Below are 23,487 nucleotides of genomic sequence, written 5' to 3' on the forward strand. Positions count from 1 at the left end.
TGGGACGCTGACGACCCGATGCTGCGCGCCCTTGATATCCGCGATATGCTGATCATCGACCGGCTGGAATTGACCTTTCAGCCGGGCTTGAACGCGCTGACCGGCGAGACGGGGGCGGGCAAGTCGATCCTGCTCGACTCGCTGGGCTTTGTGCTGGGCTGGCGCGGTCGGGCCGAACTGGTCCGGCAGGGGGCCGCGCAGGGCGAGGTCGTGGCCGAGTTCGAACTGCCCGAGGGTCATCCCGCCCATGCGATCCTGACCGAGGCCGGTTTGCCCGGCGGCTCGGAACTGATCCTGCGCCGCGTCAACACTGCCGAGGGGCGCAAAACCGCCTGGGTCAATGACCGCCGCTGCTCGGGCGAGGTGCTGCGGGCGCTGTCGGAAACCTTGGTCGAACTGCACGGACAGCATGATGACCGGGGCCTGCTGAACCCGCGCGGCCATCGCGGCATGCTGGACGCCTATGCCGGGGCCGAGCCGCAATTGGCCGCCGTGCGCGCCGCCTGGACCGAGATGGCGCGGGCCCGCAAGGCCCTGGCCGAGACCGAGGCCGCCGTGGCCGCCGTGCGCAGCGAAGAGGAATTTCTGCGGCATTCCGTGGCCGAACTCGACAAACTTGATCCGCAGCCGGGCGAGGACGCCGAACTCGACGCGCGCCGCCGGATGATGCAGGGGGCCGAGCGCATCCGTGACGACGTGGCCCGCGCCTTTGCCCTGCTGGGCGGTGACGGGGCCGAAGGGGCGATGGCGGATGCCGTGCGCTGGCTGGAAGGCGTCGCCGACCGGGCCGAGGGCCAACTGGACGAGCCGATCGCCGCCCTGGGGCGCGCCCTGATCGAACTGGGCGAGGCGCAGGACGGCGTGACCGCCTGCCTCGAGGCGCTGGACTTCAACCCGGCCGAGTTGGAGCAGACCGAGGAACGTCTGTTCGCCATCCGCGCGCTGGCCCGCAAGCATGACGTGGCCCCCGATGACCTGAGCGGTTTCGCCGACACGCTGCGCGCCCGACTGGGCCAGCTTGAGGCCGGAGACGCTGACCTGGCCGACCGCCGTGCTGCAGTTCAGGTCGCGCAGGTCACCTATGATGCTGCCGCCGAGGCGCTTAGCGCCCTGCGGCGAGAGGCTGCCGACCAGCTGGACGGGGCGGTAATGGCCGAGCTTGCGCCGCTGAAGATGGAGCGTGCGGTGTTCCAAACCCAGATCACGCCCGCCGACCCCGGACCCGAAGGGCAGGACGCCGTGGCCTTTACCGTGGCCACCAACCCGGGCGCGCCGTCGGGTCCGCTGAACAAGATCGCCTCGGGTGGAGAGCTCAGCCGCTTTCTGCTGGCGCTCAAGGTGTGCCTGTCGGGCGATGACAGCACCCGGACCATGATCTTTGACGAAATCGACCGCGGTGTCGGCGGCGCCACGGCCGATGCCGTGGGCCGCAGGCTTGCGGCGCTGGCGCAGGGTGGGCAGGTGCTGGTGGTAACCCATTCACCGCAGGTCGCGGCCCGCGCGGCGCATCACTGGCGGGTTCAGAAACACGTGACCGACGGGCAGACCCTGTCCACCGTCCTGCCGCTGTCCGAACCGGACCGGATCGACGAGATCGCGCGCATGGTCTCGGGTGACGTCATCACGGATGAAGCCCGCGCGGCTGCCCGTTCGTTGTTGCAGGCCTGATGCAGCCAGGCGGCGACACTTGCCTTCAATATCTTGTCAGCCGACTTTTCTACGCGCTCGGCGTGGCTTAGTAAGGGATACCTGTTTATCCACAAGGCCCTATGACACAGTCAACCCGAACCGTCCTGCGCACTCAGCTCAACCAGGCCCTGGCCGCGCTCAAGGACGCGTGGCGGGTGCTGCGGCACCGCGGGCCAAGCCAGATCCAGTTCTGGTTCATTGCGCTGGTGATCGGGATCACGGCGGGTTTCATGGCCTTGGGATTTCGCAAGGGGATCGCGGCTCTGCAAGCGCTGGTCTATCAGACCGATGACATCCTGTTTCTGCACAGCTTTGCGGAGAAACTGCACTGGACCTGGATTTTGGCGATCCCCACGGTTGGAGGGCTGGTCGTCGGGATCATCCTGCACCGCTTTACCGATGACGGGAGAGTTCGGTCTGTCGCCGATGTGATCGAAGGATCCGCGATCAGTGATGGCCGGGTCGAAACCAAAGCAGGGGTCGCGTCGTTTTTTGCCTCGCTGATCACGCTCAGCACGGGCGGGTCGACGGGCCGGGAAGGACCTGTCGTGCACATGGCCGGCGTGATTTCAACCTGGGTGTGCCAGCGTATCAACGCGGATGGAATAACCGGCCGCGACCTCCTGGGCTGCGCCGTGGCCGCCGCTGTATCGGCCAGCTTCAACGCCCCGATCGCCGGAGCGCTGTTCGCGCTGGAAGTCGTGCTTCGCCATTTTGCAGTCCACGCATTTGCACCGATCGTGATCGCGTCGGTGGCCGGCACTGTCATCAACCGGCTGGCATATGGCGATGTGACAGAGTTTGTCTTGGATACGCCCGGATCCCTGCAATTCTACGTCGAACTTCCGGCCTTTTTGATCCTTGGGCTGATCTGCGGGCTGGTCTCGCTTCTGCTGATGCGGTCGATCTTTTTTGCCGAAGATTTCGGCAATCACGTGCAGGCGCGCCTGTCGCTGCCGCGCTGGCTGCGACCCGCCGTGTCCGGCGCGATGCTGGGCGTGCTGGCGGTGTGGTTTCCGCATATCATCGGCGTCGGATACGAGACGACCATCCGTGCCCTGACCGGAGATCTGGTGCTGACTACGGCCATACTGTTTGCAGTGATGAAAACCGTGGCAGTGGCCATAACCATGGGTGGTCGTATGGGCGGAGGGGTATTTTCTCCGTCGTTGATGATCGGCGCGTTGACTGGCCTTGCTTTTGGCCTGATCGCCACAGGCCTTCTGCCAAGCGTGTCGGGTACGCATACGCTTTATGCCTTTGCCGGCATGGGCGCTGTCGCGGCGGCGGTTCTGGGCGCTCCGATCTCGACCACGTTGATTGTTTTCGAACTGACCGGAGACTGGCAGATCGGGCTTGCCGTGATGGTCTCGGTGTCCATGTCCACGGCGTTGGCCTCGCGCCTTGTGGACCGGTCCTTCTTTCTGACCCAGCTCGAGCGCCGCGGGGTACATCTGGCCGCCGGGCCACAGGCTTACTTGCTGGCGATGCTGCGGGCCGGGGCCGTGATGCGCCCGCTGGGAGATCCGAATACGGCAAGCAGGGAGGAGGTTCAGGAGATGATCGAGCAGGGCCTGTGCGTCCGGGCCAGCGCAACCCTCGAGGCGGCAATGCCGTATTTTGATCGAGACGGAATCACCTGGCTCCCGGTGGTTGTTCGGGATGATGACGGGGTCGAAAACCCGGTCGGAGCCTTGTACCACGTGGACGCATTGAAGGCGTACAATCGTGCACTGGCCGCAACAGCGGCCGAGGAACACTCGTGATGCAGCAGTGGCAGGCGGGCCACTGAGAGTTTCTCTTTGATTTTGACGCCTTGTCAAAAAATGAGAGCATTCTAGCCTGATGGAAGAATTATCCCTGATAGTCACTTTGATTGAGGTGTGAACATGGCTTTCGAACGGTCTTCTTTGCTGACTGTGGTGGCTGCGGTTTCGATGATTGGTGCTGTCCCCGCGCGGGCGCAGGAGGCTCCGTACGTGACCGGCTTTCTCGGTATCACCGATATGGGCGACTATGATTTTGATTTTTTCCAGACAGTTCCTTCGGTCGTGGTTGGCCAAGGCACCATCACAACCGACAATGGTGTAACCTACGGTCTGGCCGTCGGACTGCGTGTCGCGCCAAATCTGCGGGCCGAGTTCGAACTTTCATATGCTTCGAATGATACCAAGGAAATCGGCCGCCCGTTTACTCAGTATGACGGAAGCTTTGATGCGACCTTCGGGATGGCAAACCTTTGGTATGACGTCCCGGTACAGGGCAGGTTCAAGCCCTATGTTGGTGGCGGGCTCGGGTTTGCACGCGTGTCCCACGACGGTCAGTCCGGTGCTGGCGTGACACTGGTCGATGACAGTGACACCGCCATTGCGGGGCAATTGGGGTTTGGCGGACGTTTTCAGGTAGGGGAACGCGGGAACATTGACATCGGGTACCGCTACAAGACGACCGGCGATCTTGATTTCGCCACGACCCAAGTGTTCATCCCGACAGATCTCGCGAATGGCCGCTACTCTTCGCACTCGCTCATTGTCGGATACAGCTACAGTTTCTGACAGACGTAGTTGAGGGCCAGGTTTGTCCAGCCCTCAAATCTGTTCGACCTTCACCGACTCCAGCGGGTAGAAAGCAAGGTAGCCTTTGATTTCGGCAACGGCGGGAATTGGATCTTCATAGCTCCAGACCGCATTCTGCGTCACGCTCGACTTGTTGACGATCGAGTAGTGCGTAGCATCGCCTTTGTGCGGGCAATGGGTCAACTTGTCGGTCTTGTCCAGAAAGGCCATCGCGATGTCTGCGCGTGGAAAGTAGATGACGGGAGCCAGATCGCCTTCCAACAGTTCCAGGGCGTTGGTCGTTTCGCCCAGAATCGCGCCACCGGACCTGACGCACCACTTGCCAGGTGCTTTGCGGATCTTGATGTAGTCTGTCATGTCTGCTCCTTCCCTCGTCGTCGCGGCCTCGTTGTGGTCAGGCCTTCGCCTATGCCCATAATATGTGACAAACGGGTGTCACAAGGGCGCGGTTGCGGCATCCAACCACAGTTGCGCGGCATGTGACAGTCTTGGCCGGACTTTTTCCGCCACGTCCCGGTGATACGCGTTCAACCAATCACGCTCGGCAGTGGTCAGCATGTCGACGACGATCAGGCGTCGATCGATGGGGACATATGTCAGTGTCCGCCAGCACAGCATCGCGCGCTCGGGGTCTGCGCCGGGTAGGGCGGGGGCCTCCTCAACAACCAGCAGGTTCTCAATCCGAATGCCGAAGGCACCTTCGCGGTAGTAACCCGGTTCGTTCGACAGGATCATCCCGGGCTCGAGCGGAACGTGGCTGACCCGCGCCAGGCGCTGTGGCCCTTCGTGAACGCTCAGGTATGCGCCGACACCGTGGCCGACGCCGTGATTGAAATCCTGGCCCGCGGCCCACAAAGGTGCCCGGGCGATGCACTCGATGTCTCGACCGGCCAGACCAACGGGCCAGCGCAGTTGCGACATCGCGATCATTCCCTTCAGAACCCGGGTAAAGCAGGTTTTTTCCTCGTCTCCCACCGTGCCGATGGGGATCGTCCGGGTGATGTCCGTGGTACCATCCAGATACTGCCCGCCGCTGTCCAGAACCAGAATATGACCGTCCTGAAGCCGGCTGTCGGTTTCTTCGGTCACTCTGTAGTGCATGATGGCGCCGTTTGGCCCGGTGCCCGCAATGGTGTCGAACGAGATATCCTGCAACGCATTGTCGCGCCGCCGGTTCTCCTCCAGCCGTGTGACCACCTGCGTTTCGGTCACGCTGCCGGTGGGTTGGGCATCCAGCCAGCACAGAGTCTCGATGACTGCGGCGGCGTCACGAAGATGCGCGGCGGCGCTGCCGGCAATTTCGGCTTCGTTCTTGCAGGCCTTGGGCCGGGCGCAGGGATCGCCACCGTCCACAGCCCGGTCGCCAAGCACATCGGCAACGGCTTGCGGCAGAGTTCCCACGTCCACTTGCACCGCGCCCTCAAGCGCCGCAACAGCGTTCAGGAACGCGTCGGGTTCGTGGATCGAAACGCGCGGCCCCAGATGCTCGTCCATCCCCTTCAGCTTTTTTGCGGCCATGAACAGGTCCACGTGCCCGTCGGCCTGCAAAATCGCAAACCCATGCGCAACCGGGTTATATGGGATGTCTGACCCGCGGATGTTCAGCAGCCACATGATCGAATCCGGCAACGTGATGACCGCAGCCGACCTCCCGTTCTGAGCCAGAACCGAAGCCAGCCGCGAAACCTTGCTTTCGGCGCTTTCGCCTGCAAATTCCAGCGGGTGCACCTTGACCGGGTTCATTGGCGGTGGTGGCTGGTCGGACCAGATGCGGTCCACAAGATTGTCTGACGGAACCAACTGGATCCCGCTATTCTGCAGTTCGGCCCGGGTTGCCGTGATCTTTCCGGCGGAATGCAGCCACGGATCGAACGCCACCCGCCCTCCATCGGGCAACTGCTGTTTCAACCACGCCGAAAGGCTTACGTCGGGCCACGGTACCGGCGTGAAATCGGGCGCCACCTGCGCCTTGACCTGAGTGCGATACCGACCATCCACAAATACGCCGGCCACGTTTCGCAGCGCTGCGCAGAACCCGGCAGAACCAGTGAATCCGGTCAGCCATGCCAGCCGCCCGTCGCGGGCGGCCACATATTCGCCCTGATGCGCGTCGGCACGTGGGACGATGAAGCCATCCAGTCCTTCGCGCTCCAACTCTGTGCGCAAAGCCGCCAATCTTGGCGGCCCCTGTTCGGGTCGCGCCGTGACTTCGAAAGACTGGAACATCTGCATCTCCTTCGGCTCACTACAGGTCTTGATCGCCTGCCTTCACCTTTCTTTTAAATGCTCTCGCTGGAGGCAAGACCGGCCTCATCCGGCCTTTTTCATGCCCATCACGCGGGCCCGCGCGCGCGGGTCGCTGTCGAACAGCGCGGCTAATTGCTCGGTCATCGCTCCTGCCAGCTGTTCGACATCGGTGATCGTGACCGCGCGATCATAATAGCGGGTGACGTCGTGGCCGATGCCGATGGCCAGTAACTCGACCATCTTGCGCTTTTCGACCATGGCGATGACATCGCGCAGATGCTTCTCAAGGTAGTTGGCGGGGTTCACGCTGAGTGTTGAATCATCGACCGGAGCGCCATCCGAGATCACCATCAGGATCTTGCGCTGTTCACGACGCGCCAGCATCCGGCGGTGGGCCCATTCCAACGCCTCGCCGTCAATGTTTTCCTTCAGCAGGCCTTCTTTCATCATCAGGCCAAGATTGGGCCGTGCGCGGCGCCAAGGCGCGTCGGCGCCCTTGTAGACGATGTGGCGCAGGTCGTTCAGGCGGCCGGGCTGCTGCGGCCTGCCGTCGTTCAGCCACGCCTCACGCGCTTGTCCGCCTTTCCAGGCCCGCGTCGTGAAGCCCAGGATCTCGACCTTCACGTTGCACCGTTCCAGCGTGCGGGCCAGAACATCGGCACAGATTGCTGCGATGGAAATCGGCCGTCCACGCATCGAGCCCGAATTGTCCAGCAACAGTGTCACCACGGTGTCGCGGAACTCGGTATCCTTCTCGACCTTGAAGCTGAGCGGCGTCGTGGGGTTGGCCACCACCCGCGCCAGCCGGCCGGCATCCAGAATGCCCTCTTCGCGGTCAAACTCCCAGCTGCGGTTCTGCTGCGCCTGAAGGCGGCGCTGCAGCTTGTTGGCCAAACGGCTGACGGCGCCCTTCAGCGGCTCGAGCTGCTGATCAAGATAGGCGCGCAGCCGTTCCAGTTCGGCGGGCTCGGCAAGGTCCTCGGCCGCAATCTCCTCGTCATGCGTGTTCAGGTAGACCATGTAGTCTGGATCGGCCTCGGATGCGGGCGGAGGGGCAGGCGGCTCCAAAGGCGCTTCGCCTTCGGGCATCTCGGCTTCTTCACCCATCTCGTCCTCGGCCATCTCGTCCATCGAGACCTGTGCCTGAGACTGATCCTGTTGCTCTTCCTGAGTTTGCTCGGGCGTCGCGTCGGCGTCCTGTTCGTCTTGGTCGTCCTGGCCGGTGCTGTCCGGATCGGGCTGTTCTTCGGCGTCTTCCTCGGCCTGATCTTCCTGATCTTCGTCCAGTTCGTCCGGGTCGTCACCCAACTGGTCGCCATAGCCCAGATCCTTGATCATCTGGCGCGCGAATCTGGCGAATTCGGCCTGATCCGAGAGCACCTCGTCGAGATTCTCCAACACACCGCCGGCCTGTTCCTCGATGAACCCGCGCCACAGGTTCATGACGTTCTCGGCTGCAGCGGGCAGATCACGCCCGGTCGCCAGATGACGGATCAGATAACCCGCCGCCACCGCAAGCGGTGCCTCGGAGGGTTGCTTGCATTGGTCATAGCCGCGCCGCAACGCCTCGTGACCGATCTTGACGTCAATGTTCGAAGCCGTGCCGGGCATGTCCCGGGCGCCCATCGCCTCGCACCGGGCGGTTTCCATCGCTTCATAGAGGTCGCGCGCCATATCTCCCGGAGGCGCATAGCGCGCATGCGTCGCATCGTCATGGTAGCGCCGGTTCAGCGCGAGGGCATCTGCTGTGCCCCGCGCCAAAAGAACCTCTTCGCGTGTCATTCGACGTGACACCTGCGGCAGGCGCATCGAGTCCCCGGACAGGCCCGACGGGTCGACGGAATAGCTTACCGACAACTCGGGATCATCGGCCATGACCTTGGTCGCCTCGGCCAGAGCCTTCTTGAACGGATCAGCAGGGTTGTCGTTCTTCTGCGCCATATCTATCAGCCCTCACTCACGCCCTTAGGCCCGACGCCCGGTCGAAGTTACCGGACCCCGCCTTCATCTGGCCCCCGATGTCCCCGCCGGGGGCGTTGCGCCCGAACCGGGCGCAGCCGATGCCATCAACCCAGGCTCACGCTGGCCGCGCTTTCCGGCAGTTCTTCATCAAAACAACGCTGATAGAACTCGGCAACGGTCTGCCGTTCCAGCTCGTCGCATTTGTTCAGGAAAGACAGGCGGAAGGCGTAGCCCACGTCGCGGAAGATTTCGGCGTTCTGCGCCCAGTTGATAACCGTACGCGGGCTCATCACGGTCGACAGATCGCCGTTCATGAACGCCGTCCGGGTCAGGTCGGCAACGGTGACCATCTGGCTGACGGTCTTGCGGCCTTTTTCGGTATTGTAATGCGGCGCTTTGGACAGAACGATCATCACCTCGGCGTCGTGGCTGAGATAGTTCAGCGTCGCCACCAGCGACCAGCGGTCCATCTGGGCCTGGTTGATCTGCTGAACGCCATGATACAGGCCGGTGGTGTCACCCAGGCCGACGGTGTTGGCAGTGGCGAACAGGCGGAAATAGGGGTTGGGCGTAATGATCTCGTTCTGGTCCAGCAAGGTGAGCTTGCCGTCATGCTCCAGAACCCGCTGGATCACGAACATCACGTCGGCGCGGCCTGCATCGTATTCGTCGAACACGATGGCCACAGGGTTGCGCAGCGCCCAGGGCAGGATGCCCTCGTGGAATTCAGTCACCTGTTTGCCATCACGCAGCTTGATCGCATCCTTGCCGATGAGGTCGATCCGGCTGATGTGGCTGTCCAGATTGACGCGCACAGCAGGCCAGTTCAGTCGCGCAGCAACCTGCTCGATATGGGTCGATTTGCCGGTGCCGTGATAGCCCTGGATCATCACCCGGCGGTTGTGGGTGAACCCGGCCAGAATTGCCAGCGTGGTTTCGGGGTCAAACTTGTAGGTAGGGTCGATTGCCGGAACGCGGTCGCTGCTTTCGGCGAACCCTTTGACGGACATATTGCTGTCGATCCCGAACACGTCACGGACCGAGATCTCTTCGGTGGGTTTTGCGTTGATATCGGTCGATCCGTCAGCCATTCGCCTTGTCCTTATCCTTTGGCCCGTTTTGCCGGGTTTGAACCCGTGTGTGGTGCAACATATTGCAGATAAGGGCAAGGGAAAGCGGCCCCCTTGGAAAGGTGAGCAGGTTTTTCTTTCAAACTGGCCCTATTGACGCGCGGGCGATCCTTGGTCGCGACGCGTACCAGGTGCAGGTCAAGCCGCGTTTGTCAACAAAGGCACTGCGGCCTGTTCGGACGCACATGCCGATCCATGTGTCGGAAATGCTGTATGCAGGTAAGTATTCAATAATCCACATGTTGAAAATGACCTTATCAGACATATGAAAAATGGTCTCATGGGGCTTTTTGCAAGTTGCTCAAGTACACAGCAGATTTCTTTGCTAGTCGCGAGCCAGAACTGTCAGGTGGCAATACCAGACGTCGAGATGGCAGTTTCTGGATTCAGCGTCATCCTAAGGACGTGTAGAAACTAGGCAGGGCAACACTTTCGGCGAACGGGAAAGTGACCTCGGGCAAATGCCACAAGAAATCGTCACAACTTGCGGCTCGTCACGTGCAGATATTGAAATGTGTTGTGGGGGTGGTACACTATTTCGGACTTAGTGTAAGTAAAAGGTTGCCATGGCTTTAGTAATTTCCGGTCCAACGAGGATTTTCTTTCCTCCGAACACGGACACATTTTCTGTGGACTACAACTCCAGCAAGCCAGCGTCTTGGTTTGTATCTGTAACAGATGACGGACTTCTTTCCCCTTCAGATTACTCGGTTACGATTTCCAGTGCTGGTTTACTAACAGTGGACCTGCAGCCGGGGGTTATTGTTCCCCCAAATACAACTCTGAGTTTGATCGTCAGAGCCTCCAGCGGGCCTGGAAATGGCAACAATGCCTCGATTGGGGTAACCGTTAGGTTGCCCGCTGGAACGGTGCCGTGTTTCGTGAAAGGGACATTGATTGAAACTGAAAGTGGCTGTCGCGCTGTTGAGGAACTCGCTGTTGGTGACAAAGTGCGTGCTTCCAGTGGTGAACTGCTACGCATCGAGTGGATCGGAGAGAAGACCCTGCAGGCGGAAGCTTTGAAGCGAAACCCCCAGTTACGTCCGGTTTGCATTCAGAAAGGTGCACTCGGAAAAGGACTGCCTGACCGAGATTTGTACGTTTCTCCACAACATAGGATTGTCGTGGAGGGTTGGCGCGCAGAGTTGCTGTTCGGAGAGCCAAAAGTTTTCGCCGCGGCAGTTCATCTCGTTAACGATCATACAATTCGCCAAGTAAATACGTATGATCCCGTTACATACTACCATATTGCTTGCTGTCGCCACGCGATACTGTTGTCGAATGGTTTGCCAACTGAAAGTCTGTTTTTAGGTGAAATGGCGGTGATGTCCTTCGATCGGGAGGATGCCGAGGAACTCCGTGTGCTATTTCCCGAACTGCGAAACGCGGCATCCGCTTTTGAGCAAACGCGCGTACGTTGCCTAAAACGCCCCGAAGCTGCTGCGTTACGCGATACCTTCGCGCACTAAAACCGCTATTTGAAGTTTCTGCTGTCCTTGATTTGATCCCAGGCCCAGACGACTTCCTGCAGCTGTTCTTCCTGGCTGCGGTCGCCGCCGTTCATGTCCGGGTGCAGCACCTTGATCAGCTTTTTGTAGGCTTTGCGAACCTCGGCCTTGGTCCAGGTGTCCTTGGCTTCGAGGATTTCGATCGCACGACGCTCAGTAGGCGGCAGACGACGGCCTGTTGCGGCCCGACCGGGGTTCTTGGTCGCGTTTTCGCCCAGAACCTGATGCGGATCTTCGATGCCAAGCCGGGCCCAGGCCCGCGCCTCGGGGTCGCCCATGGGCTTGGTTTCGCGTTCCCACACTTTGTCTTTCGACCGTTGGGCGTTCAGCTCGGCCTCGGTGGTGCCGTCGAAGAAATTCCACTTCTGGTTATACTCGCGCACGTGCTGCTGGCAGAACCAGAAAAAGTCGTCCAGCACATCCGGTGCCTTGGGCGCGCGGAACTTGCCGGCTTCCTGGCATCCTTCGTGGTCACAGACCCGGGTCGAGGTCTCGGACGCGCCCGACATGCCCCGACGCCCGCGCGGGTTTTTCTTCTTGGCGCTGGACACCGACATGTCGAATCCGAAGGGATCTGATTTCACCATATGCTCATCCTCATGAACGCGTCTTTTCGACTCGGAGGCAGCAGTTTAATCTAAGTGATCGAAAGTAGAAGAGGGGCGCGGCAAAATAATTGCCGCTGAGCGCAAAAATGACCGTGACCGACGAAATCCGCCAGCGACTGCAGGCCGAGTTCAACCCGCGTGAACTGGAGGTCGTGGATGACAGTGAACGCCACCGTGGCCACGCAGGGTTTCAGGAAGGCGGCGAAAGCCACTTCAACGTCCGAATCCGCGCGGCCGCCTTTCAGGGGCAGTCCCGCGTTGCGCGTCACCGGGCCGTTCACAAGGCCCTGGGCGACATCGTTCCGCGCATCCACGCCCTGGCTTTGGACATCGGTGACTGAAGCCTTCCCTCCGACTTTTTCGATTATTGTCGGTTTTTGCCAATAATCTGCTATGTTTCCCGTGATTTGCGCGGAGGAAACTATGGAACAGATGAGCCACGCCGTTCGTACGGTGCTGTCAAAATACGCAACCTTTCAAGGGCGCGCGTCGCGCTCCGAGTTCTGGTGGTGGGTGTTGGCGATCTTTTTGGTGCTGGTTGTCACACAATTGATCGACGGTGCGGTGGTGGCGCCTTTGCTGGGGTTCGATGCTTTCGCTTCGGAAGCCGGTCAACCGCTGTCGTGGCTAGTCTCGTTGGGCGTGATCCTGCCGAACATCGCGGTGGGCGTGCGACGTCTGCATGACACCGGGCGGTCCGGTTGGTGGATCCTGATCGGTTTGATTCCGCTGATCGGCACGCTGATCCTTCTGTATTTCTACATTCAACCCAGCGAGCAGGCCGAAAACGCCTATGGTGCCGCGCCGGCCTGACGCGGCCTTCGCCTAGCTGTCGGGCTTTTCTTTTTCGTCCTCGGCATCCGCTTTGGGGGCATCTTCTGACTTGGCCGGCTTCAGCGTCAACGGCGGGTCGTCATGATCCTGCGCGATGCGGGCCGGAGCCTCGACTTGACCGGCCGCAGCCGCATCGTCCGGGCCAGGCACCGGTCGTGCCAGAGGAGTGTCATCCGCTTCTGGCGGGGTCAGGAGTGCGGCGACGTCGTCGTTGGCAACTTCGGTTTCGACCGCACGGCGAAACACCAGAACGTTGCGCCAGTTTTCCGCGGTTCCGGTCAGGCCGACCCGCTCCTCGCTGGGCAGCAGCTCGGCGCGCTGGTACTCCCAGCCTTTCGCACCCAACTCGTTCAGCAATTGCTCGATGGTGACGGCAAACCGGCCCTCGGGTGTTTTGACCCCTTTGGCTTTGGTGCCTTTCTTGGGGGCCGGGACGACCTTGTATTCGTAACGCTGCATCAATGGTTCCTGAACTGGTGTTGGCGGGCAATGTATCGTTCCGTCCGGGACGGGGAACAGAAAACTTCGCGCCCCGGCGAATTTCAGCCTCGACTGTTGCTTTACCCCTGCGTCGCCTTTGAGGCGATCTTCAGGCACAGCTCGGTCGCCACCGCCATGTCCTGGACCGAGATCCACTCCAGCGGCCCGTGGATGCATTGCATCCCGGTAAAGATGTTGGGGCAGGGGGTGCCGAATTCGGTCAGGCGCGACCCGTCGGTGCCGCCGCGGATCGGAACCGAGACCGGATCGATCCCCATGTCCCGGCAGGCCTCGCGCGCCAGATCCACCGGTGTCATGTCCTTTTCCAGCCAATAGCGCATGTTGCGGTACTGGTGGCTGATCTCGACGCTGATCTTGGCGCGCGGTTCGCTGGCCTGAACCGCGTCGCAGACCTTGCGCACCAGCGCGCCCTTGGCTTCCAGCCCCTCCATCTCGAAATCGCGCAGGATCAGCTTGATTTCCATCTCGGACGAGCCGCCGTTCAGATCGGTCACGTGGATGAACCCTTCGCGCCCGTCGGTGACTTCGGGGGTCATGGTGGCTTGCGGCAGCGTCTGCACGATCTTGGCCGCCAGATGGGTCGCGTTCACCATCTTGTCCTTGGCCAGGCCCGGGTGAATGGAAACGCCCTCGATCCGGATCACCGCCCGGTCGGCCGAGAAGCTCTCGTATTCGATCTCGCCCAGTTGCTGCCCATCCAGCGTATAGGCGAAGTCGGCGCCCAGATCCTTGGGAAGCGCCTCGGTCACGCCCCGGCCGATTTCCTCGTCGGGGGTAAAGGCGATGCGGATCGGTCCATGCGCGATCGTCCTATCGGCCAGCAGGTGCCGGGCCATGGTCATGATGATCGACACGCCCGCCTTGTCGTCGCCGCCCAGCAGCGTGGTGCCCGAGGCGGTGATCAGGTCGTCGCCGACCTTGCTGGCCAGATAGGGATGCTCGGCTGGGGACAGCACCAGCGACGGATCGTCGGGAAAGGTGATGTCGCCGCCATTGTAGCCCTTGATGACCCGCGGCTTGACCCCGGTCGCGTTGAACTGCGGTGCGGTGTCCACATGGGCCAGAAAGCCGATGGTCGGCCCCGGCGCGGTGCCCGGAATGGTGGCCAGAACGACGCCATAGTCCGTAATGGTCACATCCTGCGCGCCCATTTCGGTCAGCTCCTGCCGCAGCAGGTTCAGCATGCCGTATTGGATTTCCGTGCTGGGGGTGGTGGGCGAGTTTTCGTCGCTCTGGCTGTCGATGGCCGCATAGCGAACCAGCCGGTCCACCAGCTCCTGGTCAAATCTGTTCTGCATGGCACCTTACCTCTCTGGCCAAGACAAAGGCCGCAACCGGCCGCCCGAGTCAAGCGCCGCCTCGGGCCTGGAAAGCGTCAAGAACTCCGGGTAAAGCTTTGTACAGGCCGGACAAACCCTGTTGCCCTGCCTGTACAAACCGAAAGACCTTATTGGCCCAGCTTCTGCGCAACCAACTGGTTGACCGCCTTGGGGTTGGCCTTGCCGCCGGTGGCCTTCATCACCTGCCCGACGAACCAGCCGGCCAGCTTCGGGTTCACCTTGGCCTTCTCGACCTGGGCCGGGTTGGCAGCGATGATCTCGTCCAGCGCAGCTTCGATGGCGCCGGTGTCGGTCACCTGCTTCATACCGCGCTCTTCGACGATCTGCGCCGGGTCGCCGCCTTCGGTATAGACGATCTCGAACAGGTCCTTGGCGATCTTGCCCGAGATGGCGTCCGAGGCGATCAGGTCGATGATCTCACCCAGCTGCGCGGGCGAAACCGGCGAGTCGGTGATGTCGCGGTCGTCTTTCTTCAGGCGGCCGAACAGCTCGTTGATGACCCAGTTCGCGGCCAGCTTGCCGTTGCGACCCTTGGCGACCTCTTCGAAGTACACGGCCGATTCAACCTCGGCGGTCAGCACCGAGGCGTCATAGTCAGTCAGGCCAAAATCGTTGATGAAACGGGCCTTTTTCTCGTCCGGCAGCTCGGGCAGCTTGGCGGCGATGTCATCGACCCAAGCCTGCTCGATCTCAAGCGGCAGCAGGTCGGGGTCCGGGAAATAGCGATAGTCGTGCGCCTCTTCCTTGGACCGCATCGAGCGCGTCTCGCCCTTGTCGGGGTCATACAGGCGGGTCTCCTGCTCGACCTTGCCGCCGGCCTCGACGATGGCGATCTGGCGACGCGCCTCGACCTCGATGGCCTGCTGGATGAAACGCATCGAGTTCATGTTCTTGATCTCGCAACGCGTGCCCAAGTGCGAAAAGTCCTGCGTTTCCATGTATTTCTCATAGTCGCCCGGACGGCAGATCGACACGTTCACGTCGGCCCGCAGATTGCCGTTCTGCATGTTGCCGTCGCAGGTGCCAAGGTAACGCATGATCTGGCGCAGCTTGGCGATGTAGGCGGCGGCCTCTTCCGGGCCGCGGATGTCGGGGCGGCTGACGATCTCCATCAGGCAAACGCCGGTGCGGTTCAGGTCGACGAAGGACATGTTCGGATCCATGTCGTGGATCGATTTGCCTGCGTCCTGTTCCATGTGGATACGCTCGATGCGCACCATGCGCGCGGTGCCGTCGCCCAGTTCCACCAGAACTTCGCCTTCGCCCACGATCGGGTGATAGAGCTGGGAAATCTGGTAGCCCTGTGGCAGGTCGGGATAGAAATAGTTCTTGCGGTCAAAGGCCGATTTCAGGTTGATCTGCGCTTTCAGGCCAAGACCCGTGCGCACTGCCTGTTCCACGCAGAATTCGTTGATCACCGGCAGCATGCCCGGCATGGCCGCATCCACGAAAGACACGTTCGAGTTCGGCTCGGCCCCGAATTTGGTCGATGCCCCCGAGAACAGCTTGGCATTGGACGAGACCTGCGCGTGCACCTCCATCCCGATCACCAGTTCCCAGTCGTGCTTGGCACCGGCAATGGTCTTGGGTTTGGGCAGTTCATAGGTCAAGTCGAGCATGGCGCGCCTCATTTCCGCAGAAGTTCAGGCATGGGTATTATGCCCGGCAAGGCCAAGGGGCAAGGGGCAAAGGGCGCCGAGACGCAATTCTCAGTGGCTGGTCAGTTGCAGACCTGAAGGCGTGAAGGTCACGTCGGTCCCGTTGCGCAATTCCTCGCGGAACAGATCACCGATGGCGCGCAAGGCGTCACGTTGTCCGCGTGCCGCGAACCGCTCGGGTGAGTTGACGCGGACCGAGTTGTTGAACCCGTTGGCCGCGTGGGCCCAGATGAGCGGGTGCAGTTCGGTCAAATGATCGCGGATCAGCCATTGAGCGGCCTCCCGGATCTGGGACCGAACCAGATCGGCCTTGTCGTCCAGACCGAACCCATTCTGCACCGTGATCGCGCAATACGAGGCCAGCAGGTTGATCGTTTGCTGGTCCGGCATCCGTTGCACAATGTCGCGCAGACCTTCCAGAAAATACTCGACGTCCAGCCGCGCGCAGGCTTGTTCATCCAAGGCAATTGCGTCGAACTGAACCCACGTGTATCCGCCGGCACCCCACGTGTCGCGCGTGTTCGCGGCATTGCGCAGGGCCTGCACCTCAAGCTCTTCATAGCTGCCGAACCATCGCGGCAGCAGGTGGCTGCCCATCGCGCGCATGTGTCGATGGTTTCGCGGATCCAGCGAAATAAGGCGTTCGTACTGATCCGCCACCCGGGCCCGCTGGGTGCGCTGACCAGCCAGCAGGGCACAGTCGGCGGCGGCGACCACAGGGCTGTCCGGCAGCGCCTTGCGGCACTCGGGCAGGATGGCTGCAGCCCGGTCAAAATGTGCAGCACAGCGTGAACGATGCAGCGGCGGTAGCGCCGCGTCCAGAGCCGTGCCACGCCACGCCCATGCCAGATCGATGTGGGCCAGAGCGACGATGAGAGCAATCATCGGATCATCGGGATGATCCTGTTTCACACCCTCAAGCTCGGAAATACCGCCAAGCAGGTCGTACTCGGCGATCGCACCGCCGTCGGACAGCGCGTGTTCGGCGGCCAGGACAACATCCGATCGCGCGCCAAACGCCAGAAGATCGGCGATGGGCAGCCCGTCCGGGGCTGTTGTCCGCGCTTGGTCCGCGGCCCGGATCTCGGTTGACAGTTCGGCCCAACGATCCTGCCGAGCAAGATGGCGCCCGCGTTCGATCATGTCCCGCCCGATCAGGTCAGCCGCACCCAGTTCCGCAACGGGAATATTGAGACGCCCGACATCTTCCAGACAGCGGGAACCCGCGTCCGAAACCGGAGCCACGTGAGTTGATATGGGATTGATACGGGCAAGACCTGCCCAGAACGACCGGAACATCGAAAACACTCGAAACTGTACAAACTTGTTAACTAGCGATGAATTCTGAACCGGAATTGTGACCAGTTCAAGGATTCTAACATTAAACTTTCTGCTTCAATGGATCAGACAGGATCAATCTACGCGGATTCCGTGAATCGTTTCAGAAAACCGTGAAATGGTGCCGATCAACCCGGAAGCCGGCTTGTTGCAGCGCCTGTTCCAGCTGTTTGTGCGGCGGTAGGGACTCGTCCGGCAGGCGCAACCGCTTGCCGCTGGTCAACACAATCGACACGCGCACGGAAAAATCCCAGCGCGTGTCGAAGCGGAAGAAGTCGATCTCGGTCAGGTCGATCTCGCCCTGCCGCGCGCCCGAATGCCAGCTCAGTTTGGCCGGGTCCAGGTTCAGCCCGGCATCGGTGTCGCGCAGCACGTCCCACAACGCGGGCAGGGTGCCCAGCGCCAGTAACCCGATCAGCCACCAGGCCGCGCCGAAAACCAGCACAAGTGCCAGCAGCCCCGCATAGACAGCGGCCAGGATGGCGATGCTGCGGGGCGACCGGTTGTGTCGGGTAAAGCGAAACCCGGAGCCCTCGGGCGCCGTCATGCCCCGAGGATGCGCGAGATCATCTCGGTCGTGTCGCGCGACAGGTTCGGGGTTTCGGCGATGCGGGTCAGTTGGGCGCGGATCAGATCCTGGCGGTCGGCGTCATAGCGTTTCCAGGTTTGGAAGGCGGTGCACATGCGCGCAGTGGTCTGCGGGTTGACCGGGTCCAACCGGATCAGCCAGTCGGCCAGCAGGGCGTAGGCCTCGCCGCTGGCGTGGTGGAACCCGGCATGGTTCATTGCCAGCCCACCCATCAGCGCACGGAACCGGTTGGGGTTCTTCCAGTTGAAATCCGGATGCTCGGACAGGGCGCGGGCGATCCGCGGCGCATCGTCCGGGGCGGCCAGCGAGGCCTGTAGCCCGAACCATTTGTCCAGAACCAGCCGGTCATGGCGCCATTGGTCGTAGAATGCCGCCAGTTCCGCTTGACCTTTGCCGGCACGCAGCAGGCAGGACAAAGCGCTAAGCTGCAGGGTCATGTTGTCGGCCTTGGCATAGACCTCGGCCGCCATCGCCCCGCCGTCCAGCCGGGTTGTCAGGGCCAGCGCGGCGCTGCCCAGGGCGCGCTTGCCCGCCTGTTCGGCATCGGGCGAATAGGGGCCGTCGACCAGCGCCTCGGAGTGCAGGCGGGGCAGCAGGTCCTGCATGTGCTGGGCGGTGGCCTGGCGCAGAGTCTCGACCGCGCGCCAGATCGCCATCGGGTCGGGCGTTTCGCCCTGTTCGTGCAGCGCGGCGGCCAGTTCCGATTGGGTCGGCAGGCCCAGCATCAGCGCGCGATAGGCCGGGTCCAGATCGGCGTCGCGCAGAACGGCCAGCAGACCATCCAGGTATTCGGCATCGGGGGCCGCGTCCTGGGTGATCATGCGCAGCAGGGTATCCTGCGCCAGCGTCCGTCCGGCCTCCCAGCGGTTGAACGGATCAGTGTCATGGGCCAACAAAAACGCGCGTTCGGCGTTTGGGCGGTCGTGTTCAAGGATCACCGGCGCCGAGAACCCCCGCAGGATCGAGGCGACGGGCCGCGCGGCCAGCCCCTCGAAGGTGAAGCTCTGGCGCGCTTCGGTCAGTTCCAGGACCTCGGTGCCGCGCACCTCGTCGCCATTCGGGCCCAGCAGGCCCACGGCCACGGGGATCACCTGCGGCAGCTTTTTGGGCAGGCCGGGCGTGGGCGGTGTGGTCTGGGACAGGGTCAGGGTATATGTGCCGTCGGCCCAATCCTCCTCGACCTTCACCCGGGGCGTGCCAGACTGGCTGTACCAGCGCTTGAACTGGGTCAGGTCGCGGCCGGTCGTGTCCTCGAACACTTTCAGCCAGTCCTCGATCGTGCAGGCCTGCCCGTCATGGCGTTCGAAATACAGATCCAGCGCTTTGGAATAGGCCTCGTCCCCCACCAGCGTATTCAGCATGCCGATCACCTCGGCGCCTTTTTCATAGACGGTCGCGGTGTAGAAGTTGTTGATCTCTTGAAAGCTTTCGGGGCGCACGGGGTGCGACAGCGGCCCGTTGTCCTCGGGGAACTGGCGCGCGCGCAGGTCGATCACGTCATGGATGCGCTTGACCGCGGCCGAGCGCATGTCCGAGGTGAACTGTGCGTCGCGGAACACGGTCAGCCCCTCTTTCAGGCACAGCTGGAACCAGTCGCGGCAGGTGATGCGGTTGCCGGTCCAGTTGTGGAAATACTCATGCGCGATGATCGCCTCGATCCGTTCGAAATTGGCATCGGTCGAGGTTTCAGGGCTGGCCAGTACCGCCGACGAGTTGAAGATGTTCAGCCCCTTGTTCTCCATCGCGCCCATGTTGAAATCATCCACGGCGACGATGTTGAACACGTCCAGATCGTATTCGCGGCCATAGACATCCTCGTCCCATTTCATCGACCGCTTCAGGGCCTCCATGCCAAAGGCGCATTTGCCCTCGTCCCCGGGGCGGACCCACAGATTTAGCTCCACATGCCGCCCCGATTTGGTGGTGAAACTGTCGGAATGGGCAAGCAGGTCACCGGCGACCAGAGCGAACAGATAGGCGGGCTTGGGCCAGGGGTCGGTCCATTCGGCCCAGCCTTCGCCCTTGCCCGTCGGGTTGCCGTTGGACAGCAGCACCGGCAGGTCGCCGTTGATGCGCACGGTGAAGGTGGACATCACGTCGGGACGGTCGGGATAGAAGGTGATCTTGCGGAACCCCTCGGCCTCGCACTGGGTGCAATACATGCCGTTCGACATGTAAAGCCCTTCGAGCGCGGTGTTGTTGCCGGGGTCGATCTCGACCTCGGCCTCCCAGACGAAGGGGGCATTGGGGACGCTGGCGGTCAGGCCTTTGTCGGTGACGTCAGGAGTGATCGGGGTGCCGTCGATGCTGGCGCGGATCAGCTTCAGCTCTTCACCGTGCAAAAAGAACGTGCGGTCGGTGGCCTGCGGATTGGACCGGAACGCGATGCGCGATGTCACGCGCGTCGCGTGCGGGGCCAGATCGAAGGTCAGGTGAACGCTGTCGACCAGAAAACCGAAGGGCGAATAGTCGGACAGGTAGATCGTGGTGGGGGCGGCGTCGCGCATCTGGGGCCTCGTGTCGGTGTGTTCCCGCGCGACGTTAGGAGGATCGCCGTGGCGCTGCAAGCAGGCGGGTCAGGGCGGCATTCCCTTGTACGGTTTGAAGCTGTTTCAGCCGGAATGGAAAGACGGATTGATGCAGCGGCAAGTTGCCTATCGGAAACAATGCCCCTAATTGAAGACTGCATACAACGGCACACGATGGGCAGGAGATTCGAGTCATGAACGGCAGAGCTATCCGGAGCGGATTGGACGTAGATCAGGTTCTGATCGATTTCATCGAGGAACGCGCGCTTCCCGGAACGGGCGTTGAGCCCGATGCATTCTGGGCCGGTCTTTCGCGGATGGTGTCCGAGTTTGGCCCAAAAAACCGCGCCTTGCTGCAAAAGCGTTCGGATATCCAGGGCAGTGTCGACGCGTGGCACCTTGCGCGCAAGGGGCAGCCCATCGACATGACCGAGTATCAGGCGTTCCTGCGCGAAATCGGTTATCTGCTGGATGAAGGCCCCGATTTCCAGATCGACACGGCGAATGTCGACCCCGAGATCGCCGCGACGCCCGGCCCGCAACTGGTGGTGCCGATCACCAATGCGCGTTTTGCTCTGAACGCGGCCAATGCCCGTTGGGGCAGCCTGTATGACGCGCTGTATGGCACCGACGCGATGGGCGACCTGCCGCAGGGGGGCGGCTATGACGCGGCCCGAGGTGCGCGGGTCATCGCCTGGGCCATGGCGTTTCTGGACGAGGCCGCACCGCTGGCCCAAGGCAGCTGGGCCGATGTGTCCGGTCTGAAGGTCGAAGGCGGCGCATTGGTCCCGGCGCTGGCCGAACTCGGGAAATTCGTGGGCTTCGGCGGTGCGGCCGAGGCCCCGGACTTCGTGCTGCTGAAGAACAACGGCCTGCACATCCAGATCATGATCGATCCGTCCAGCACCATCGGCGCCTCGGACCCGGTGGGCATCTCCGACGTGCGCCTGGAATCGGCCCTGTCCACCATCATGGACTGCGAAGATTCGGTGGCCTGTGTCGATGCCGAGGACAAGGTCGTGGCCTACGGCAACTGGCTGGGCCTGATGAAGGGCGATCTGACCGAAGAGGTCACGAAGGGCGGCCGGACCTTTACCCGCAAACTGTCCGAGGACATCGCCTTTACCCGGCCCGACGGATCGGCCGGCAGCCTGAAGGGCCGGTCGCTGATGCTGGTGCGCAATGTGGGCCACCTGATGACCAACCCCGCCGTGCTGGACGCCGAGGGCAACGAGATCGGTGAGGGGCTGATGGACGCGCTGTGCACCACGCTGATCGCGATGCACGACCTGCAGCGCGATGGCGGCAACTCGGTCCACGGTTCGGTCTACGTGGTCAAGCCCAAGATGCACGGACCCGAAGAGGTGGCGTTCTCGGTCAAAATCTTCGACATGGTCGAGTATATTCTGGGCCTGCCGCGCAACACCGTGAAACTGGGCATCATGGATGAGGAACGCCGGACTTCGGTGAACCTCAAGGAGTGCATCCGCGCCGCGAAATCGCGCGTGGCCTTCATCAATACCGGGTTCCTCGACCGGACGGGGGACGAGATCCATACCTCGATGGAGGCCGGGCCGATGCTGCCCAAGGGCGACATGAAGAACACGCCGTGGATCCAGTCCTACGAGGATCGCAATGTCGATATCGGATTGGCCTGCGGACTGAAAGGCCGGGCGCAGATCGGCAAGGGCATGTGGGCCATGCCCGACCGGATGGGCGAGATGCTCGAGGCCAAGATCGGCCACCCCATGGCCGGTGCGACCTGCGCCTGGGTGCCGTCGCCCACCGCAGCGACCCTGCACGCGACCCACTACCACACGGTAGACGTTCTGGCCCGTCAGGACGAGATCGCCGCCGGAGGCCCGCGCGGCACGCTCGACGATCTGCTGACCATCCCGCTGCTGGGCGGCCGCAACCTCAGCGACGATGAAATCACCCGCGAGATCGAGAACAACGCGCAGGGCATCTTGGGCTATGTCGTGCGCTGGGTCGATCAGGGTGTCGGCTGCTCGAAGGTGCCCGATATCAACGACGTGGGTCTGATGGAGGATCGCGCCACCTGCCGGATTTCTAGCCAGGCGCTGGCCAACTGGCTGCATCACGACGTGATCGGCGCTGATCAGGTTATGGCCGCAATGAAGAAGATGGCCGCCGTTGTCGACCGCCAGAACGCGGACGACCCGGCCTATCGGCCCATGGCGCCGGGGTTCGACGGCATCGCCTTCCAGGCCGCCTGCGATCTGGTGTTCAAGGGGCGGGTGCAGCCCTCGGGCTATACCGAGCCGGTCCTGCATGCGCGACGGCTGGAACTGAAGGCTCGTCAGGGCTAGAACCGGGGCAGACCACCGCAGACAGAGGACAAGATCATGTCGGTTTCACTTAGAAAGGCCCGCACCATCATTCGCAAAACCCTTGAGAAAGGGCGCGAGATGGACCTGAAACCCCTGTCGGTGGTGGTTCTGGACGCCGGCGGCCATGTCATCGCCTTCGAGCGCGAGGACGGCGCGGCCCCGGGCCGGTTCGCGATTGCCCATGGCAAGGCCTATGGATCGGTCATGCTGGGCATGGCAGGCACCGCCCAGATGCAGCGGGCCGAGGCGCAGGCCTATTTCATGGCCGCGGTGAACGGGGTCTATGGCGGGCAGGTCGTTCCGGTTCCGGGCGGCGTACTGCTGCGCGACCGCAAGGGCGCGGTGATCGGGGCCGTCGGGGTAACCGGCGACACCTCGGACAACGATGCCGCTGCCGCCATGGCCGGGATCGAGGCCGCCGGGCTGACTGGCGAGACCTGATCTGCACAAGCGCCGTTCCGCCGAGGCCGCCTCGTTCGGTAAATCGTTCCAGCGCTCTGCGGAAATCGGGAACAATATGTGCGTTTCTGAACACGTCCTTGCGCCATGGTGCAGGGCGTGTTTTCTTGCACGTTATTGAAGGGGCGGATAATTTCCGACCAGTTCAAGTAAAACAGCAAGGTAGCAC

Annotated in this window: 19 protein-coding genes; 8 read left to right on the top strand and 11 right to left on the bottom strand. The window is 62.1% G+C overall.

Going from position 1 to position 23,487, the window contains the following annotated elements; all coding sequences use genetic code 11:
* Positions 1–18: 18 nt before the first annotated feature.
* The 3 genes from recN to GOW72_RS05585 all read left to right on the top strand — a co-directional run bounded on the left by recN (position 19) and on the right by GOW72_RS05585 (position 4,244).
* On the top strand, positions 19–1,668 hold the full coding sequence (recN, locus tag GOW72_RS05575) for a DNA repair protein RecN (protein WP_170365789.1): 1,650 nt from the start codon (positions 19–21) through the stop codon (positions 1,666–1,668).
* 101 nt (positions 1,669–1,769) lie between these two features.
* A complete protein-coding gene (locus GOW72_RS05580; protein ID WP_093964854.1) occupies positions 1,770–3,455 on the top strand; it encodes a chloride channel protein in 1,686 nt (561 codons plus the stop codon).
* Positions 3,456–3,578: 123 nt separating this feature from the next.
* On the top strand, positions 3,579–4,244 hold the full coding sequence (locus tag GOW72_RS05585) for an outer membrane protein (protein ID WP_170365791.1): 666 nt from the start codon (positions 3,579–3,581) through the stop codon (positions 4,242–4,244).
* 33 nt (positions 4,245–4,277) lie between these two features.
* On the opposite strand, the gene GOW72_RS05590 is transcribed toward GOW72_RS05585, so the two are convergent.
* The 4 genes from GOW72_RS05590 to cobS all read right to left on the bottom strand — a co-directional run bounded on the left by GOW72_RS05590 (position 4,278) and on the right by cobS (position 9,565).
* Positions 4,278–4,622 (bottom strand): DUF427 domain-containing protein, encoded by a 345-nt coding sequence (locus tag GOW72_RS05590; RefSeq protein WP_170340927.1) that lies wholly within the window; start codon positions 4,620–4,622, stop codon positions 4,278–4,280.
* Positions 4,623–4,700: 78 nt separating this feature from the next.
* Positions 4,701–6,491, bottom strand: a complete 1,791-nt coding sequence (locus GOW72_RS05595) for an aminopeptidase P family protein (protein WP_170365793.1) — start codon at positions 6,489–6,491, stop codon at positions 4,701–4,703.
* An 84-nt stretch (positions 6,492–6,575) separates the two neighbouring features.
* On the bottom strand, positions 6,576–8,453 hold the full coding sequence (gene cobT / locus GOW72_RS05600) for a cobaltochelatase subunit CobT (protein WP_093964858.1): 1,878 nt from the start codon (positions 8,451–8,453) through the stop codon (positions 6,576–6,578).
* A 125-nt stretch (positions 8,454–8,578) separates the two neighbouring features.
* The gene (cobS, locus tag GOW72_RS05605; protein ID WP_093964859.1) at positions 8,579–9,565 is read right to left on the bottom strand and encodes a cobaltochelatase subunit CobS; all 987 of its coding nucleotides are present in this window, start codon (positions 9,563–9,565) and stop codon (positions 8,579–8,581) included.
* A 668-nt stretch (positions 9,566–10,233) separates the two neighbouring features.
* Between cobS and GOW72_RS05610 the strand changes: the two genes are divergently transcribed.
* A complete protein-coding gene (locus GOW72_RS05610; RefSeq protein WP_170365795.1) occupies positions 10,234–11,073 on the top strand; it encodes a Hint domain-containing protein in 840 nt (279 codons plus the stop codon).
* 5 nt (positions 11,074–11,078) lie between these two features.
* Here the strand turns inward: GOW72_RS05610 and GOW72_RS05615 are convergent, their stop codons facing one another.
* The gene (locus GOW72_RS05615; protein ID WP_093964862.1) at positions 11,079–11,699 is read right to left on the bottom strand and encodes a J domain-containing protein; all 621 of its coding nucleotides are present in this window, start codon (positions 11,697–11,699) and stop codon (positions 11,079–11,081) included.
* Positions 11,700–11,806: 107 nt separating this feature from the next.
* On the opposite strand from GOW72_RS05615, the gene GOW72_RS05620 reads away from it, so the two are divergent.
* Positions 11,807–12,061: a BolA family protein gene (locus GOW72_RS05620; protein WP_093964863.1), complete on the top strand. Its 255-nt coding sequence runs from the start codon at positions 11,807–11,809 to the stop codon at positions 12,059–12,061.
* 82 nt (positions 12,062–12,143) lie between these two features.
* On the top strand, positions 12,144–12,533 hold the full coding sequence (locus GOW72_RS05625; protein WP_093964864.1) for a DUF805 domain-containing protein: 390 nt from the start codon (positions 12,144–12,146) through the stop codon (positions 12,531–12,533).
* 12 nt (positions 12,534–12,545) lie between these two features.
* Here GOW72_RS05625 and GOW72_RS05630 read toward each other — a convergent pair whose 3' ends face one another.
* From GOW72_RS05630 to pepN, 6 genes are all read right to left on the bottom strand, one after another.
* Positions 12,546–13,013, bottom strand: coding sequence for a DUF4177 domain-containing protein (locus GOW72_RS05630; RefSeq protein ID WP_170365797.1), 468 nt, complete (start codon positions 13,011–13,013; stop codon positions 12,546–12,548).
* A gap of 101 nt (positions 13,014–13,114) precedes the next feature.
* Positions 13,115–14,353, bottom strand: coding sequence for a peptidase T (pepT, locus tag GOW72_RS05635; RefSeq protein ID WP_170365801.1), 1,239 nt, complete (start codon positions 14,351–14,353; stop codon positions 13,115–13,117).
* A gap of 149 nt (positions 14,354–14,502) precedes the next feature.
* Positions 14,503–16,014: an Asp-tRNA(Asn)/Glu-tRNA(Gln) amidotransferase subunit GatB gene (gene gatB, locus GOW72_RS05640; RefSeq protein WP_170365804.1), complete on the bottom strand. Its 1,512-nt coding sequence runs from the start codon at positions 16,012–16,014 to the stop codon at positions 14,503–14,505.
* 90 nt (positions 16,015–16,104) lie between these two features.
* Positions 16,105–17,298, bottom strand: a complete 1,194-nt coding sequence (locus GOW72_RS05645) for a hypothetical protein (protein ID WP_342355350.1) — start codon at positions 17,296–17,298, stop codon at positions 16,105–16,107.
* Between the two features lie 196 nt (positions 17,299–17,494).
* Positions 17,495–17,938: a hypothetical protein gene (locus GOW72_RS05650; protein WP_170340328.1), complete on the bottom strand. Its 444-nt coding sequence runs from the start codon at positions 17,936–17,938 to the stop codon at positions 17,495–17,497.
* Positions 17,935–20,487, bottom strand: coding sequence for an aminopeptidase N (gene pepN, locus GOW72_RS05655; RefSeq protein WP_170365812.1), 2,553 nt, complete (start codon positions 20,485–20,487; stop codon positions 17,935–17,937). The genes GOW72_RS05650 and pepN overlap by 4 nt, the downstream gene beginning before the upstream one ends.
* 215 nt (positions 20,488–20,702) lie before the next feature.
* Between pepN and GOW72_RS05660 the strand changes: the two genes are divergently transcribed.
* Both GOW72_RS05660 and GOW72_RS05665 read left to right on the top strand, forming a co-directional pair.
* On the top strand, positions 20,703–22,838 hold the full coding sequence (locus GOW72_RS05660) for a malate synthase G (RefSeq protein WP_170365816.1): 2,136 nt from the start codon (positions 20,703–20,705) through the stop codon (positions 22,836–22,838).
* Between the two features lie 36 nt (positions 22,839–22,874).
* A complete protein-coding gene (locus GOW72_RS05665) occupies positions 22,875–23,300 on the top strand; it encodes a GlcG/HbpS family heme-binding protein (protein WP_093964871.1) in 426 nt (141 codons plus the stop codon).
* Positions 23,301–23,487 lie beyond the last annotated feature (187 nt).

This window comes from Ruegeria arenilitoris, from assembly GCF_013032855.1.
Lineage (GTDB): Bacteria > Pseudomonadota > Alphaproteobacteria > Rhodobacterales > Rhodobacteraceae > Ruegeria > Ruegeria arenilitoris.

Bases quoted from the DNA above. Each gene is read 5' to 3' on its own strand.
- pepN (WP_170365812.1), bottom strand. From the start codon at position 20,487: ATGCGCGACGCCGCCCCCACCACGATCTACCTGTCCGACTATTCGCCC.
- recN (WP_170365789.1), top strand. From the start codon at position 19: ATGCTGCGCGCCCTTGATATCCGCGATATGCTGATCATCGACCGGCTG.
- GOW72_RS05580 (WP_093964854.1), top strand. From the start codon at position 1,770: ATGACACAGTCAACCCGAACCGTCCTGCGCACTCAGCTCAACCAGGCC.
- cobT (WP_093964858.1), bottom strand. From the start codon at position 8,453: ATGGCGCAGAAGAACGACAACCCTGCTGATCCGTTCAAGAAGGCTCTG.
- GOW72_RS05625 (WP_093964864.1), top strand. From the start codon at position 12,144: ATGGAACAGATGAGCCACGCCGTTCGTACGGTGCTGTCAAAATACGCA.
- GOW72_RS05665 (WP_093964871.1), top strand. From the start codon at position 22,875: ATGTCGGTTTCACTTAGAAAGGCCCGCACCATCATTCGCAAAACCCTT.
- GOW72_RS05590 (WP_170340927.1), bottom strand. From the start codon at position 4,622: ATGACAGACTACATCAAGATCCGCAAAGCACCTGGCAAGTGGTGCGTC.
- GOW72_RS05620 (WP_093964863.1), top strand. From the start codon at position 11,807: ATGACCGTGACCGACGAAATCCGCCAGCGACTGCAGGCCGAGTTCAAC.
- GOW72_RS05615 (WP_093964862.1), bottom strand. From the start codon at position 11,699: ATGGTGAAATCAGATCCCTTCGGATTCGACATGTCGGTGTCCAGCGCC.
- pepT (WP_170365801.1), bottom strand. From the start codon at position 14,353: ATGCAGAACAGATTTGACCAGGAGCTGGTGGACCGGCTGGTTCGCTAT.
- cobS (WP_093964859.1), bottom strand. From the start codon at position 9,565: ATGGCTGACGGATCGACCGATATCAACGCAAAACCCACCGAAGAGATC.
- GOW72_RS05595 (WP_170365793.1), bottom strand. From the start codon at position 6,491: ATGTTCCAGTCTTTCGAAGTCACGGCGCGACCCGAACAGGGGCCGCCA.
- gatB (WP_170365804.1), bottom strand. From the start codon at position 16,014: ATGCTCGACTTGACCTATGAACTGCCCAAACCCAAGACCATTGCCGGT.
- GOW72_RS05585 (WP_170365791.1), top strand. From the start codon at position 3,579: ATGGCTTTCGAACGGTCTTCTTTGCTGACTGTGGTGGCTGCGGTTTCG.
- GOW72_RS05660 (WP_170365816.1), top strand. From the start codon at position 20,703: ATGAACGGCAGAGCTATCCGGAGCGGATTGGACGTAGATCAGGTTCTG.
- GOW72_RS05650 (WP_170340328.1), bottom strand. From the start codon at position 17,938: ATGACGGCGCCCGAGGGCTCCGGGTTTCGCTTTACCCGACACAACCGG.
- GOW72_RS05630 (WP_170365797.1), bottom strand. From the start codon at position 13,013: ATGCAGCGTTACGAATACAAGGTCGTCCCGGCCCCCAAGAAAGGCACC.